Origin of the sequence: Mesorhizobium amorphae CCNWGS0123, assembly GCF_001686985.1 — a bacterium.
GTDB classification, from domain to species: Bacteria; Pseudomonadota; Alphaproteobacteria; order Rhizobiales; family Rhizobiaceae; genus Mesorhizobium; species Mesorhizobium amorphae.
In genome coordinates this window covers 2,834,800-2,848,597 of the sequence record NZ_CP015318.1, presented here as the reverse complement: position 1 = coordinate 2,848,597, position 13,798 = coordinate 2,834,800, and the positions used below count along the sequence as shown (strand labels likewise).

General features: G+C 64.6%; 14 protein-coding genes. 4 read left to right on the top strand and 10 right to left on the bottom strand.

Features of this window, described 5'->3' with window-relative positions:
• Window positions 1–137: 137 nt before the first annotated feature.
• The 3 genes from pssA to A6B35_RS34400 form a co-directional block, all read right to left on the bottom strand.
• Window positions 138–953 carry a CDP-diacylglycerol--serine O-phosphatidyltransferase gene (gene pssA, locus A6B35_RS13205; RefSeq protein ID WP_006202283.1) on the bottom strand — a complete coding sequence of 272 codons (816 nt, stop codon included), beginning with the start codon at window positions 951–953 and terminating at the stop codon, window positions 138–140.
• A gap of 3 nt (window positions 954–956) precedes the next feature.
• Complete coding sequence (locus tag A6B35_RS13200; RefSeq protein ID WP_006202282.1) at window positions 957–1,655, bottom strand: phosphatidylserine decarboxylase; 699 nt, start codon at window positions 1,653–1,655, stop codon at window positions 957–959.
• A gap of 500 nt (window positions 1,656–2,155) precedes the next feature.
• Window positions 2,156–3,013, bottom strand: a complete 858-nt coding sequence (locus A6B35_RS34400) for a DMP19 family protein (RefSeq protein ID WP_157999210.1) — start codon at window positions 3,011–3,013, stop codon at window positions 2,156–2,158.
• A gap of 240 nt (window positions 3,014–3,253) precedes the next feature.
• Here A6B35_RS34400 and A6B35_RS13185 point away from each other — a divergent pair, with 240 nt between their 5' ends.
• On the top strand, window positions 3,254–4,123 hold the full coding sequence (locus tag A6B35_RS13185) for an SMP-30/gluconolactonase/LRE family protein (protein ID WP_006202279.1): 870 nt from the start codon (window positions 3,254–3,256) through the stop codon (window positions 4,121–4,123).
• Here the strand turns inward: A6B35_RS13185 and A6B35_RS13180 are convergent.
• The 4 genes from A6B35_RS13180 to A6B35_RS13165 all read right to left on the bottom strand — a co-directional run bounded on the left by A6B35_RS13180 (window position 4,102) and on the right by A6B35_RS13165 (window position 8,804).
• Window positions 4,102–4,443 (bottom strand): antibiotic biosynthesis monooxygenase, encoded by a 342-nt coding sequence (locus tag A6B35_RS13180; protein WP_006202278.1) that lies wholly within the window; start codon window positions 4,441–4,443, stop codon window positions 4,102–4,104. The two genes, A6B35_RS13185 and A6B35_RS13180, sit on opposite strands and share 22 nt — an antisense overlap.
• Window positions 4,444–4,895: 452 nt before the next feature.
• Window positions 4,896–6,776, bottom strand: coding sequence for an ABCB family ABC transporter ATP-binding protein/permease (locus tag A6B35_RS13175; protein WP_006202277.1), 1,881 nt, complete (start codon window positions 6,774–6,776; stop codon window positions 4,896–4,898).
• 19 nt (window positions 6,777–6,795) lie between these two features.
• The gene (locus A6B35_RS13170; RefSeq protein ID WP_006202276.1) at window positions 6,796–7,143 is read right to left on the bottom strand and encodes an ArsR/SmtB family transcription factor; all 348 of its coding nucleotides are present in this window, start codon (window positions 7,141–7,143) and stop codon (window positions 6,796–6,798) included.
• A 110-nt stretch (window positions 7,144–7,253) separates the two neighbouring features.
• Window positions 7,254–8,804 (bottom strand): LysM peptidoglycan-binding domain-containing protein, encoded by a 1,551-nt coding sequence (locus A6B35_RS13165; protein ID WP_040582779.1) that lies wholly within the window; start codon window positions 8,802–8,804, stop codon window positions 7,254–7,256.
• A gap of 112 nt (window positions 8,805–8,916) precedes the next feature.
• Between A6B35_RS13165 and A6B35_RS13160 the strand changes: the two genes are divergently transcribed.
• Window positions 8,917–9,528 carry an LOG family protein gene (locus tag A6B35_RS13160; protein WP_006202274.1) on the top strand — a complete coding sequence of 204 codons (612 nt, stop codon included), beginning with the start codon at window positions 8,917–8,919 and terminating at the stop codon, window positions 9,526–9,528.
• A gap of 93 nt (window positions 9,529–9,621) precedes the next feature.
• Here the strand turns inward: A6B35_RS13160 and A6B35_RS13155 are convergent, their stop codons facing one another.
• Entirely contained in the window at window positions 9,622–10,506 is an 885-nt protein-coding gene (locus A6B35_RS13155) for a LysR substrate-binding domain-containing protein (protein ID WP_006202273.1), read from the bottom strand.
• Window positions 10,507–10,621: 115 nt separating this feature from the next.
• Between A6B35_RS13155 and A6B35_RS13150 the strand changes: the two genes are divergently transcribed.
• Complete coding sequence (locus A6B35_RS13150) at window positions 10,622–10,912, top strand: muconolactone Delta-isomerase family protein (protein WP_006202272.1); 291 nt, start codon at window positions 10,622–10,624, stop codon at window positions 10,910–10,912.
• A 168-nt stretch (window positions 10,913–11,080) separates the two neighbouring features.
• Entirely contained in the window at window positions 11,081–12,079 is a 999-nt protein-coding gene (locus A6B35_RS13145; protein ID WP_006202271.1) for a transporter, read from the top strand.
• A 12-nt stretch (window positions 12,080–12,091) separates the two neighbouring features.
• On the opposite strand, the gene A6B35_RS13140 is transcribed toward A6B35_RS13145, so the two are convergent.
• Together A6B35_RS13140 and rarD are read right to left on the bottom strand one after the other, a co-directional pair.
• Entirely contained in the window at window positions 12,092–12,778 is a 687-nt protein-coding gene (locus A6B35_RS13140; protein ID WP_006202270.1) for a glutathione S-transferase family protein, read from the bottom strand.
• A gap of 15 nt (window positions 12,779–12,793) precedes the next feature.
• A complete protein-coding gene (gene rarD / locus A6B35_RS13135) occupies window positions 12,794–13,723 on the bottom strand; it encodes an EamA family transporter RarD (protein ID WP_006202269.1) in 930 nt (309 codons plus the stop codon).
• Between the last annotated feature and the right edge of the window lie 75 nt (window positions 13,724–13,798).

Genomic DNA, 13,798 nt, shown 5'->3' with positions numbered 1-13,798 from the left:
CGGTACCGCTGCTATTCAGAACGAGCAAACGTCGGCTGCGAGTTTTGGTCCGCTGCGTTCCTCGGCGGAGGCAACGGCATGGATCCTAGGGTCTGCGCTCCGCTTTGCGTCGCTCCGCCCTAGGATGACGAAGAGTGCTACCCGATATCCGAAGGCGGCACCTTCTCGCCTTCGCGCTTGGCGCGCTGCGAATAGGCGCGCACGCTGAACGGCAGAAAGGCAAGGTAGCCGGCGACCGACGCGGTCAGCGTGTACCAGGGGTAAGTCATCAGCAGCAGCACGTAGAGCACGACGGCGAGGATGACCGGCAGCACCTTGTCGCCCGGCACCTTGATGCTCTTGCCGGAATAGACCGGCAGCCGGCTGACCAGCAGGAAAGCAACCAGGACAGTGAAGCCGGTGGCGACAAGAGCGACAGGACGGCTGGGCTCGATGCCGAGCCTCAGGAATGACAGATAGAGCGGCAGCATCACCAGCACCGCGCCCGCCGGCGCCGGCACGCCGACGAAATACTCGGTCTGCCAGATCGGCCGGTCGGTCTCCTCGTCGAGCACATTGAATCGCGCAAGCCGCAAGCCGCAGGCGATGGTGAACAGAAGTGCCGCGATCCAGCCGAACGAGCCGGCACGATCGAGCATGAAGGCATAGAGGACGAGCGCCGGCGCGACGCCGAAATTGACGATGTCGGCCAGCGAATCCATCTGCGCGCCGAATTTCGATGTCGCCTTCAGCATGCGCGCCAGGCGACCGTCGATGCCGTCGAGGAAGGCGGCGAGCAGCACCATCACCACCGCCGGCTCGAAGCGACCTTCGAAGCCGAAGCGGATGCCGGACAGGCCGGCGCAGATGGCAAGCACGGTGACCAGGTTGGGCAGCACCATGCGCATCGGGATTTCGCGGATGCGCGGACCGCCGCTGCCATGCGCCTCGAACTTCTTGAAGGGCACGCCCACCGCTTACGAGATCCTGACGAGCGGCGTCGCGGCAGCGCCGCCGAATTCGGCCAGCACGGTTTCGCCGCCGACCGCCGTCTGGCCGACGGCAACGCGCGGCGTCGCGGCAACCGGCAGGAAGACGTCGACACGCGAGCCGAAGCGGATCAGCCCAAAGCGCTCGCCGATGGCGATCGAGCCACCGGTCTCGGCCCAGCAGACGATGCGCCGCGCCACCAGGCCGGCGATCTGCACCGCAGCGACGGTGCCGTTGGGGCTGTCGATGACGACACCGTTGCGCTCGTTCTCGGTGCTCGCCTTGTCCAACTCGGCATTGAGGAATTTTCCGGGCCGGTGCTCGATTTTTGAAATGCGGCCGCGCACCGGGGCGCGGTTCACATGGCAGGAAAACACATTCATGAACACCGAGATGCGGGTCATTTCACCGGAGCCGAGGCCAAGTTCGCGCGGCGGCACGGCCGGGCCGACCGCCGAGATGATGCCGTCGGCCGGGCTCACCACCAGCCGGTCGTCGACCGGCGTGACGCGCTCGGGATCGCGGAAGAAATAGACGCACCAGGCCGTCAGGATCAGCCCGATCCAGAACAGGATCGAGGAAAAATAGCCGAGAAACAGCGTGCCCGCACCGAAGGCGGCGATGAACGGATAGCCCTCGCGATGGATCGGTACGAACGCATTCTTGATCGTGTCGACGAGGCTCATGGGATGGGGGCAGCCCTTGTTTCAGGTCCGGCCTCAATAGCCGAAAGCCCCCGTCGTCGCAACGCAACAATGGGGGAGGCTGGGGTGGCGGCTGGAGAACCTAGCCCGCGGCAGCGGAGCGATCAAAGTGCTCGTCGAGTTCCGGCATCGTAGCCTCGGCTAGCTTTTCGTCATCTTTGCTACGCATGAGCACACTGCCATTCGGCGAAGATACGAAGAGGAAGGCTTTGCCAGACGCTAGCACCACCCAGTTCACGATTGGCCCTTCCGCCGTTTGCACTATTGAGTTCGCTGAAACAGCGGCTTCAGCGGGGTCGAATCCGGCCTTGCGCAACAGAAGATCGACAGCGACCGGAGCATGATACCTTTCCACCAGTTCGATAACCGTGTTGATCTCTGAGTCTTCGGCGCGACCAAGCCTTATGCCGACTCGCGGGGCGTTAACTCCGAACGGATTCTCCCCCGGGCGTGCGACTGGAGGGTCTTCCGGCGCGACCTGCTCATAAACAGCGACGTGTGTCTCTGTCGCGACGCATAGCCGGAGCTCCTTTGCACTGGTTCGGAGTTGGGAGACCATCTGCTCCTGCCTGTCGACAGTCAGCACCCTTGACATGCCGAATGCCAGCTTGATTTCCGGTGGTGATATCTTTGCGCAAGCAAGGCCGGCGCCGACGTGGCACCGACCCAACATCTGGCGGACCAGATCGCCAACCGACTTGTGAAGAAGCCTGCCTTCGCGCTGAGGGGTTAGCCATCTCCAATTGATTGATGGCATCGTCGTAATCGTCATCATCGACAACTTGCAAATCGGGCCAAGAAGCGATCCAGCGCGCGACCAAATTGTCCATCGGCGCGGCTTCATCAGCGTCGTAGAACGCGTCATCAAGCGTATCCAGAAGACCGTCGCGACCGCCCTCAAAGCCCGTCTGTTTGGCGGCCTCATCAGGGTGCTCGGCAACCCAGGCTGACATCTTTTCCAGAGTTGCCAGTTGCCCCTTCGCACCACTAGCGGCGAGGCCAGCTCGAGCGTTGGCAACCATCGCATCGATTTCCTGGCCCGCATTGTGGATGAATTGACTGTGGCCGCCGTTCTTTACCTCCGAGGAGTACCAGTGGGCGTGATAGACCTGCATCGCCTTAGGGTTGATCTCTGGATACCGATAGAGGCCTTTGGAAACCATCGTTGTGGCGAATTGCATGACAGCGAAGACGAGATCAAACGGCTTTCTACCAGCGGCTTCGACCTTCGAACGAGGCACCACAACCGGCAACGGCAGGCCGAACTTCAATCCCCTTCCAGAATTTGATGCCAGCCTGTCAGGCGTTTTTTTGGATTTGCGGGAAAAGAAACCGAACATCGAAAATCCTTCCATGGCCGGAAAGCCAGTGCGGACGAGGTTGCTTCCGACGCGACAATATCAGCTGTCCTTGAGTAAGAAAGACGCTCAAATCTGATCATGTTTGCCGGAGGCGCACGATGGTCCGCTCAAATTGTCGACGACCATGTCGGCTCGCCATACGCTCAACCGTCCTTGGCAGGAAAGCGCTTCGCGACAAAGGGGCCAGCAATGCCATTCTCGAAATCGAAATCAGCCACCATGAACGCCGAGGTCATCACAGAGGGCCTCGCTTTTGGCGAGTCGCCGCGATGGCACGATGGTCGGCTTTGGCTCTGCAACTGGGGCACCGGCGAGATCGTCGCCGTCGATAAGGACGGCCGGGGCGAAGTCATGCTCACCGTTCCGGCCGTCCTGCCTTATTGCATCGACTGGATGCCGGATGGACGGCTTCTGGTGGTTTCGGGACGTGAGGGCTTGCTGCTCAGGCAGGAGGCGGACGGGACCCTCGTCACCCATGCCGATCTCCGAGAGCTGTCGAGGAGCCCGTGGAACGAGATCGTCGTTGACGGGCGCGGCAACATCTATGTCAATGGCGGCGGGCCGGCGCCTGCTCCGGGCGAGCATTTCGGGCCGGGGACCATCGTGCTGATCACGCCGGATGGCACGATCCGCCAGGTGGCCGAGAACATCGCCTTCGCCAACGGCATGGCGGTGACACCCGACAACAAGACGCTGATCGTCGCCGAATCCCATGCCAACCGGTTGACTGCCTTCGACATCGGCGGCGATGGCGGGCTTGCCAACAGGCGGGTGTGGGCCGATCTCGGCAACGGCTTTCCCGATGGAATATGCATCGATGCCGAGGGCGCGGTCTGGTATGCCGACGTGCCCAACCGACATTGCGTCAGGGTGCGCGAAGGCGGTGAGGTGCTGCAAACCGTCGATGCCGATCGCGGCTGCTTCGCCTGCATGCTAGGCGGCACCGATGGCAAGACGCTGTTCATCGTCGCCGCCGAATGGCGTGGCTTCGAGCACATGATCAGCGACGCCCGCACCGGCCATGTGCTCAGCGTCGAGGCGCCGGCACCCGGAGCGGGCTATCCTTCCTACAGCTCCGGCAGGCGCTGATAGTTGGCGATATCGGCCCTGACGCCAAGGCGGGCGATCGTCTCCTGGGGGTTGAAGCCGGCCTGCTCGTGGGCCGCCTTGACGATCGGCACGACGTTGTCGACGGCCGCCTGGCTTTCCCATTCGACAATGGTGACCAGGTTGAATTCGCCCGGTCCGGAGAATTGCTCGAGCAGGAAATCCTGCACGAAGCCCTGCTGGAGGCGCAGCAATTCATGCGTCGCCCTGACCTTGCGCAGTATCTCCTCGCGGGCGTCGGCCGGGACGACGAACTTGTCGACCCTGAAGACACTGCCGTTGTGGTGATTGTTGGTGCTCATCTCATTCATCTCCAATTGGAATGGCTTGCTTGGCAGGAGGCTCGGAGATGGTTTGCAAGCTCAAGGTAAGTTGAGGTCAAGGGAATTTTTTGGCGGGGCGTTGGAGCTCCAATCTCCCCCCTTGTGGGGGAGATGTCCGGCAGGACAGAGGGGGGCGCTGTCCCGCCGGCGTGTGCCGTTTGGCTTGGCGCTCCCGCCGCAATTCGTCATCCTCGGGCTTGACCCGAGGATCCATGCCGTGACCTTCGCCGAAGGGCACAACGGAGCAGAATTTTCAACTGTTGCAACGCCTTAGCGTCACGGCATGGATCCTAGGGTCTGCGCGCGTCGCTCCGCTCCTTGCTTCGCCCTAGGATGACGACAGCGACGGGTTGGCGATCCTTCGCGCGCGCCCCCCTCTGCCTTGCCGGGCATCTCCCCACGAGGGGGAGATCGGCAGCTTCAGCATCGCCCTACCCCACCTCCGACGTCCGCCTGCGCACGATGACACCGAGCTCGTCGCTCTCGCGCGCGATGCGCAGCCGCTCTTCGGCTTCGGTCGCCTCGCGCTGGCGGTCCCACATCGAGGCATAGAGGCCGTGCTTGAGCATCAGTTCGGCATGGGTGCCGCGTTCGGCGATCTGGCCGTCCTTGAGCACGATGATCTCGTCGGCCGTGATCACCGTCGACAGCCGGTGGGCAATGACGATGGTGGTGCGGCCCCGGCTGACGAGGTCGAGCGCGGCCTGGATCTCCTGCTCGGTGTGGCTGTCGAGCGCCGAAGTCGCCTCGTCGAGCATCAGGATCGGCGGTGCCTTCAAAATGGTGCGGGCGATCGCCACGCGCTGCTTCTCGCCGCCCGACAGTTTCAGCCCGCGCTCGCCGACCATCGAGCGGTAGCCGTCCGGCAGCCGCTCGATGAACGATCCGATCTGGGCGAGTTCGGCCGCCTTGCGCACCTCCTCCTCGCTGGCGCCGACGCGGCCGTAGCGGATGTTGTAGGCAATGGTGTCGTTGAACAGCACGGTGTCCTGCGGCACCATGCCGATCGCCGCGCGCAGGCTTTCCTGCGTCACGTCCCTGACATCCTGGCCATCGATCAGCACCGCCCCACTCTGAATGTCGTAGAATCGGAACAGGAGCCGCGAGATGGTCGACTTGCCGGCGCCCGAGGGCCCGACAATGGCGACCGTCTTGCCGGCCGGCACCTCGAAGGAGACGCCCTTCAGGATCTTGCGGTTCGGATCATAGGAGAAATGCACGTCGCGGAATTCGACCTTGCCGGCCGAGACGGCGAGCGCCTTCGCATCGGGCTTGTCGACGATCTCCTGCGGCACGTCGAGCAGCTCGAACATCTGCTCGATGTCGGTCAGCCCCTGGCGGATTTCGCGGTAGATGAAGCCGATGAAGTTGAGCGGCACCGAAAGCTGCATCAGCATGGCGTTGATGAAGACGAAGTCGCCGACCGATTGCGTGCCGGCCTGCACCTCCAGCGCCGACATGCACATGACGATGACGGTGCCGATGCCGTAGATGACGCCCTGGCCGAAATTCAGCCAGCCGAGGGAGGTCCAGATCCTGGTCGCCGATATCTCATAGCGCGCCATCGAGCGGTCGAAGCGCTCGGCTTCCATGGCTTCGTTGTTGAAATATTTGACGGTCTCGAAATTGAGCAGCGAATCGATCGCCTTGGTGTTGGCGTCGGTGTCGCTGTCGTTCATGTCGCGGCGGATCGAGATGCGCCAGTCGCTGGCCCTGACCGTGAACCAGACATAGACCGAGACGGTGACCGCCACCACAACCACGTATTTCCAGCCATAGGTGTAGGCGAAGATGGCCGTGGTGAGCGCGAATTCGAGGATGGTCGGCGCCGTGTTCAGCATGATGAAGCGCACGATCGTCTCGATGCCCTTGGTGCCGCGCTCGATGATGCGCGACAGACCGCCGGTGCGCCGCTCGAGATGGAAGCGCAACGACAGCTGGTGCATGTGGACGAAGGTGCGGAAGGCGAGCTGGCGCACCGCATACTGGCCGACGCGGGCAAACAGCGCGTCGCGCAGCTGATTGAAACCGAGCTGCACCAGCCGCAGCACATTGTAGGCGATGACCAGCATTACCGGCGCCAAGAGAAACGCCGGCAGCGGCGGCGCAGACTTGGCGTCACCGGCCAGCGCGTCGGTCGCCCATTTGAAGAAATAGGGCCCGGCGACCAGCGTCAGCTTGGCGACCACCAGCAGAAGCGTCGCCCAGGTGACCCGCGCCCTGAGGTCGGCGCGGTCGGCCGGCCACATATAGGGCCAAAGATTGCGCAAGGTGCTGAAGGTCGAGGAGTCGGAGACGGTTTTTTCGGCCATTCTTTTTGCCTTCTTATTCTTAGCCGCCGGAACAGCAGGAATCGACCAGTGCCGCGAGCGACGCCGACACATCGGCGAGCGCGGCGTGGTCGACTTCGTAACGCGAACGCTGGCGATCGGGCTCGAAGCGCACGAGCCCGGCTTCGACCAGAATCTTCAAATGCTGGGACACGGTGGACTGCGCCAGGTCGAGATGGTCGACCACCTCGCGGCAGCAGCAGGAGCGGCTGGCCGAAAGGTGCTTGAGGATCTCGATGCGCGCCGGATGCGAAAGCGCCGCAAATCGAGCCGCGACAATACGGCTGTCAGAGGTGCAGGTGGGTAGCGCACTCGCCGCGCGGTCTGGTTCAGCCAGGGATTCGGTCATCGTCCATCGGCGATAGACGATGAACGATGATGGAGCAAGCTATGCCGATGGATAGGTTGCCGGAACTGCAAATCTCCCACGTGGGGGAGATTACTCGCACCCCTGCAGCCTTAATTCGTCTTGGCCGGAGGTGTCGTCATCTGGTCGCCCATTGCCTTGAGGTCGGCGTCCTCGCCCTCCTTCGACTTTTGCGGGACCTTGAACACCTGCCCGGGCCAGATGCGGTCGGGATCGCGGATCTGGTCCTGATTGGCGAGATAGATGGTCGAATAGCGCACGCCACGGCCATAGACGCGCCGCGAGATCCGCCACAGCGTATCCTTGCGGCGGATGATGACGGAGCCGTCGGCAGGTTCGAGCTTGGGCGCCACCGTCTCGGGCACGGCGGGCGTCGCCGCCGCCACCTCGGCGGGAGCCTCGGCCGCGGGTGCCGCGGGGGCTGTCGCATCAGCGGCCGCAGGCGGCGTGGCCGGCTCCGTTGCGGGTGCCGCAGGTTCCGTTGCCGGCGCGGCCGGGGCTTCGGCCACGGTTGCCGGCGCGGCAGGCTTGGTTTCTGCCGGGGCGACGGCGGCGACCGACTCGCCCGGCTCGCGTTCGAACGGCACGGCGGCGCGGGCCACCACCTTCACACCGTCGGCGTCCAGGCCATCGACGTGAATGGTGTAGCTGCCGACCGGAATGTCGCGCGTCGCCTCGACCAGGAAATGGCCGTCGGGCGAGGTCAGCGCGTCGCCGAGCAGGATGTCGTTGGCATAGGCGCGCACCTTGCGGCCGGGATCGGCGATGCCGGCGACGAAGATCTTGTTGCCGTCGATCTCGACGGCCTCGACGACGATCTTGGGCTCGGCAACCGATGCGGCGGGTGCCGCTGCGGGCGCCGGCGCGGCTTCAACCGCGGCTGGCGCGGCCGGCGCCGGCGCTGCTGCAGCAGGCGTTTCAGGCGCCGGTGCTGGGGTCGCCGGCGCGGCTGCCTGGTCTCCGGTGGCGGGTGCTGCGGGCTTGGTGTCGGGCGCTGGGACGCTGAGCAGCTCGGACGGCTTGCCGGGCTCCTCGACCATGGCCAGCACCTGGCCGGCGGGATTTTGCGGGATCGAGACGACGGCGGTCTGCGCCGAGGCGGTCACGACGTCGCCGGTCGTCGAGCGCAGCGTGATCGTGTAGTCGCCGGGCTTCAGCGGATCGTCGAGGATGATGGCAAAGGCGCCGTCGGCACCGGCAACCGTCGAGCCGAGGACCGTCGCACCGTTGAGGATCTCGACCTTGGAATTGGGCGCCGCGTTGCCGGCGACGACAATCGAGCCGTTGCCTTCGACACGAACGACATCGAAGGTCGGCGCGATCGGCCCGGCAGCGGCGGGAGCCGCAGGCACTGCGGCTGGTGCCGCCGGAGCCTCTGCCGCGGGCGCCGCCGGAGCAGCAGGGGCAGCGGGTGCCAAGGCGTCGGCAGCGGGCGCCGGTGCCGCCGGCAATCGGCCTTCGGTGCCTGCGTCGGCCGGTTTTGTTTCCGCCGGCTTGCTATCGGCCGGCGCAAGCGCAGCTATCTCGGCCGGCGGCGTGTGATTGAGATATGGATCGAGCGCGCCCGATACATAGGCGGTTCCTGCGGCCGCAACGGTCCCACCCGCCGCGAACAGAAACGCCTTCAAAGGATTAATTGCCATATTTCCCTACCCCTTAGCCACCTAACGCCGGTCTAGCCTGTTTTAGCGAGTCCGACAAGAAAAAGCCCGTCCGGGCTTGACCCCGTCTGCCGTCCCTATCACCAATCATCGTATGAACACGATTCGATCCGTCTGCGTCTATTGCGGCTCGTCTCCGGGCCGCGATGAAACCTATGCAAAGGCCGGACATCTGCTCGGCCGCTCGCTCGCCAGATCCGGTCTGCGGCTGATCTATGGTGGCGGCACCAAAGGCATCATGGGCGCCGTCGCTGAAGGCGCGCTCAAGGCCGGCGGCAAGGTGACGGGCATCATTCCGCGCTTCCTGATCAACAGGGAAGCAACCGAAACCGCGCTTGACCGGCTCGACGAACTCGTGATCACCGACAATATGCACGAGCGCAAGCACAGGATGTTCGAAAAATCCGACGCCTTTGTGGCGCTGCCGGGCGGCATCGGCACGGTCGAGGAGATCGTCGAGATCATGACCTGGGGCCAGCTCGGCCATCACCGCAAGCCGATCGTGTTCGCCAACATCAAGGGGTTCTGGGATCCGATGCTTTCGCTCATCGACCATATGTCGGCCGAGGGCTTCATCCACACGGCACAGCGGGTCAAACCGCTGGTGGTCGAAGACCCCGAAGCGATCGTCGCCGCCATCATGGTGGCGGGATCGTCCGTCGACGCGCCGACCGAGGGTGTGCAGTCGGTGATAGACAAAATGTAAGGCAATAGGGGAATAGGGCAGTAAGGAAAGTCAGCCCCTACTGCCCTACTGCCCTACTGCCCTACTGCCCTACTGCCCTACTGCCCTACTGCCCTACTGCCCTACTGCCGTCCGCAAGTCGGTGATCACTGCCCGTTTGTCCCGCCGCCGCCAGGCGAGATGGATCGAGACGGTGCGCTCGAACCAGGGCAAGTCGCGAAAGACGATCCCGGGCGGGGCTGCGCTTTGCAGGCTGGCCTGCACCGTCGCCAGGCCGAGCCCGGCGCTGACCAGGCCGAGCGAGGTCAGCGGATCGGCCGTCTCGTAGGCGATCTCAGGCATGAAGCCGGCCTTGGCGCAGGCGGCCAGGAACTGGCCGCGATTGGTATCGTCGGGCTGGCGCACCACGGTGATCCAGGTGCGGCCGTCGAGATGATGCGCAAGGATGTCGACGACATCGGCAAGCGGATCGCCCTGCGGCATCGCCAACACAAGCGGCTCGCGCCTGACGAGCAACGAGGCAATGTCGGGATCATCATCGGCCGGCGGCGAATAGACGAGGCCGAGGTCGAGCGTGCGCCGGCGCAGCCCCTCGACCTGCACGGCCGAGCGCTGGCTCATCAATCGCAGATGGAAGTCGGGCCGGTCGCGGCGGAACTGCCTGAGCATGCCGGCGACCAGCCCGGCATGCACCGCGCCCTCGACATAGCCGATGGCGAGGCGGCCGGCAGCACCGCTCGCAAGATCGCGGCCAAGCTCCTCCAGGCGCCGCGCACTGGCCAGCAGCGCGCGCGCCTCTGCAAGGAAGGCCTGTCCCTCGGCATTGAGATGAACCCGCTGCTTTGCCCTTTCGAATAGGGCGACACCCAGCTGCTCTTCGAGCTGCATGATCTGCCGGCTCAAGGGCGACTGCGAGATATGCAGCAGTTCGGCGGCGCGGCCGACAGTGCCGGCCTCGGCCACAGCGACGAAGTAACGGAGCTGGCGCAGGTCGAACATTTTTCTCCTGAGGCTAGTCCTTGTGGGTCTGAACTTTAGCCTAATCAGTCTTGGACAGTCTGACCAGTGGCGGCGACACTGTTGCCATCCCAACCGGAAACCACAGGAGACCGCCATGCAGTTCTTTGCCCTTCTCACCCGCAACACCGAAAAGTTCAGCGACGCCGATTTCGCCCCGCTGTTGCCCGGCGAGGCCGAACAGCGCCGCACGCTCTATGCCGAAGGTGCGGTGCGCCAGGTGTGGAACCGCGGCGACATTCCCGGCAGCGGCATGATGTTCGAGGCTGGCAGCGATGCCGACGTGCGCGGCCATCTCGCCACCTTGCCGCTGGTCAGGGCCGGCATGATGGACATTGCCGCGGTCGTGCCGCTCAACCCCTATCCCGGCTTCGGCCCGAAGCGCTGAACGGCATCAGACGGCGCGGCCGGCGGCGCTCGACGCCGTCGGTCGGCGCCCGCGAGTCTGTGATCGGCTGTCAAGAAACCGTCACACGAAACCGGGCTGCCGCATGCTAGGAATTTCGCAGCCTGCCCGTGCCGGCTGTCTTGGAAACCTGCATTTGGCGAAGCGACCATGAATATCGCTCTCAACCCGGAAGGCAGCGACCTGTCTCCCTATCTGCCCGACGAGCACGGGCTGTTCTTCCTCTACCATTTCACCGCCGAGGGCGTGCGGACGAAGGATGCCGCGCAAGCGCACTGGACCTGGCGCAGCTACCAGCTCTCCGACATGCGCGCGCGCCATGAGATCGCCTCCGAGCAGGCCCTGCCGGCCCCTGTGCGCGAGGCCTTCCTGACCGCCAGCCATGGCTGCCACATCGACCTCGAGGACGACTGGCTCTATGGCGACTTGCCGGATCTGCGCCACGACTATTCGGCGGAGGCGCGCGGCCTCGGCCATTTCCGCTTCGCCCTCAACGAAACGATGCTGATCGGCGCCCGCAAGCAGCCGCTTCAGTCGGTCGATACGATCCGCAAGGCGGTGGAGAACGGCACACGAAAATTCCGCTCGCCCGCCGAACTGATCGAGGCGGTCATGGGCCAGTCGCTGGACGGCATGGCCGCGGAACTCGGCGGCCTCTCCGAGACGCTCGACGGCATCGAGGACCGCATCGTGTGCGACGCATGGCACAGCGAGCGGCAGTCGCTGGTCGATGCGCGCCGGCAGCTGGTGGTGATCCACCGGCAGATGGCGACGCTGACCAGCCTGTTCAGGCATCTCGACCATTCGCATCGCAACGATCTGCCCGACCCGATCAACGATATGGCCGCACGGCTTTCGCACCGGGCGCACACGCTCTATCACGACGGGGAACAGTTGCAGGCCCGCACACGGCTGCTGCAGGACGAGATGATGGCCAAGCTGACGATGCAGTCGAACCAGCTGCTCTACATACTGTCCGTGATGACGGCGGTGCTGTTGCCGATGACCATCATTTCGGGCCTGTTCGGCATGAATGTCGGCGACCTGCCACTGGTCGACACGCCGATGGGGTTCTGGGTGGTGACCGCGGTGGCGCTGTTTGTCGCCGCCGCCGTCTATCTTTTCGTCAGGCGGCTTGGGCGGATGTAGCGCACCGTCCTGCTACGCCGTGGCCCGAAGATCCATTGTGATGGTGCCGGCGGCGCGGACTTCCGCCTCGTGGTCGGGCTCGCGCCATGTCTCGGCAAGGCCTGCTTCATACCATTCACGCATCGCCGGCAGGTCGAGCAATCGCGCCGGATAGTCTGCGGCCGCGCCCTCGAAAGCCAGGCCGTAGGACTGCGCCCGAAACGCCACCGGGGCAAAGAAGGCATCGACAGCGGTGAAATGGTCGCCGGCCAGGAACGGCCCGTCAAAGCGGGCAAGGCCGTCATTCCACAGGTCGCCAAGGCGGAAGAGATCGTGCTTCAGCGCATCGGACATCGCAAACGGCTCGACGCGCAGGCCGCAACTCATCGGGCATAGGTTGCGCAACGCGGTAAAGCTCGAATGCATCTCGGCGGCGGCAGAGCGAGCCCAGGCCCGCGCCTTGGCCTCGACCGGCCAGACGCCGTGGTGGCGCTCGGCGAGATACTCGACGATGGCCAGCGAATCCCAGACCGCCCAACCCTCGTCGACCAGGCACGGCACCCGGCCGCTGGGCGAGAACGGCCGGTACAAGTTCCAACTCGATCCGGTCGGGAATGGTGTCAGCCGCTCCTCGAACGGGATGTCGAGGGTGCGCATCAGCACCCACGGACGCAGCGACCATGACGAGTAGTTCTTGTTGGCGATATGCAGAACGTACATCGGAACCCCCTTGCCCTACCGAGCTGCCGGTGCCGCCGGCCGGATTTCGCGGCCGCGGAACATCGACCAGCTATACATCGCCAGCGCCGTCCAGATCAGCGCGAAGGCTATCGCCTGGGTGCCGCCAAACGGCTCGCCGAAAACCAGCACGGCGATCAGGAACACCATGGTCGGCGCGATGTACTGCATGATGCCGATGGTGGAGAGGCGCAGCAGCCTGGCGCCGAAGGCGAACAGCAGCAGCGGCACCGCAGTGACCGGTCCGCAACCGATGAGCAGCGCCGTGTCGTTGGCGGTGCTGGAGACGAAATGGTCCTGCCCGGTGGCGATCAGGTAGGCGATGTAACAAAGCGCCGGCACCGAAAGCAGCAGCACTTCGAGCAGAAAGCCCTGGCTCGGGCCGATCGGCAGCGTCTTGCGGAAGAAGCCGTAGGCGGCGAAGGAAAAGGCCAGCGCCAACGACACCCAGGGCAGCTTGCCGCCCTCGATGGTCAGCACCGTGACGGCGACCGCGGCCAGCACCACCGCCGCGATCTGAAGTCGGTCCAGCCGCTCGCCCAGCAGCACCGCGCCGACCACGACCACCACCAGCGGGTTGATGTAGTAGCCGAGCGCGGTCTCGACGGTGCGGTCGACGGCGATCGCCCAGACATAGATGCCCCAGTTGACCGAGATCAGCGTCGCCGTCAGCGCCGCCATGGCGATGCTGCGCGGCGAGCGGATCGCCGCCTTGAAATCGGCGGTGCGACCGGCCCAGACCAGCACGGCGGCGGCGATCGGCACAGACCAGACGATGCGGTGGGCGATGACTTCGATGAGCGGCAGATGCGCGACCGCCTTCATGTAGAAGGGCAGCATCCCCCACAGGAGATAGGCACCCAAAGCCAGCAGAAAGCCGCGGCGAGCCTTGGCGTCTTCGTCGAGGTGAGCTGTTTCGATTGCCATGGCCCAACGCTATGGCCCAGCGGCCTGCCCAAGACCATCGCAAATTACTGATGGATCAATGGACTTTTGCTGATG

Coding starts and splice junctions, on each gene's coding strand:
- A6B35_RS13200 (WP_006202282.1), bottom strand. CDS start 1,655: ATGAGCCTCGTCGACACGATCAAGAATGCGTTCGTACCGATCCATCGC.
- A6B35_RS34400 (WP_157999210.1), bottom strand. CDS start 3,013: ATGTTCGGTTTCTTTTCCCGCAAATCCAAAAAAACGCCTGACAGGCTG.
- A6B35_RS13185 (WP_006202279.1), top strand. CDS start 3,254: ATGAACGCCGAGGTCATCACAGAGGGCCTCGCTTTTGGCGAGTCGCCG.
- A6B35_RS13180 (WP_006202278.1), bottom strand. CDS start 4,443: ATGAGCACCAACAATCACCACAACGGCAGTGTCTTCAGGGTCGACAAG.
- A6B35_RS13175 (WP_006202277.1), bottom strand. CDS start 6,776: ATGGCCGAAAAAACCGTCTCCGACTCCTCGACCTTCAGCACCTTGCGC.
- A6B35_RS13170 (WP_006202276.1), bottom strand. CDS start 7,143: ATGACCGAATCCCTGGCTGAACCAGACCGCGCGGCGAGTGCGCTACCC.
- A6B35_RS13165 (WP_040582779.1), bottom strand. CDS start 8,804: ATGGCAATTAATCCTTTGAAGGCGTTTCTGTTCGCGGCGGGTGGGACC.
- A6B35_RS13160 (WP_006202274.1), top strand. CDS start 8,917: ATGAACACGATTCGATCCGTCTGCGTCTATTGCGGCTCGTCTCCGGGC.
- A6B35_RS13155 (WP_006202273.1), bottom strand. CDS start 10,506: ATGTTCGACCTGCGCCAGCTCCGTTACTTCGTCGCTGTGGCCGAGGCC.
- A6B35_RS13150 (WP_006202272.1), top strand. CDS start 10,622: ATGCAGTTCTTTGCCCTTCTCACCCGCAACACCGAAAAGTTCAGCGAC.
- A6B35_RS13145 (WP_006202271.1), top strand. CDS start 11,081: ATGAATATCGCTCTCAACCCGGAAGGCAGCGACCTGTCTCCCTATCTG.
- A6B35_RS13140 (WP_006202270.1), bottom strand. CDS start 12,778: ATGTACGTTCTGCATATCGCCAACAAGAACTACTCGTCATGGTCGCTG.
- rarD (WP_006202269.1), bottom strand. CDS start 13,723: ATGGCAATCGAAACAGCTCACCTCGACGAAGACGCCAAGGCTCGCCGC.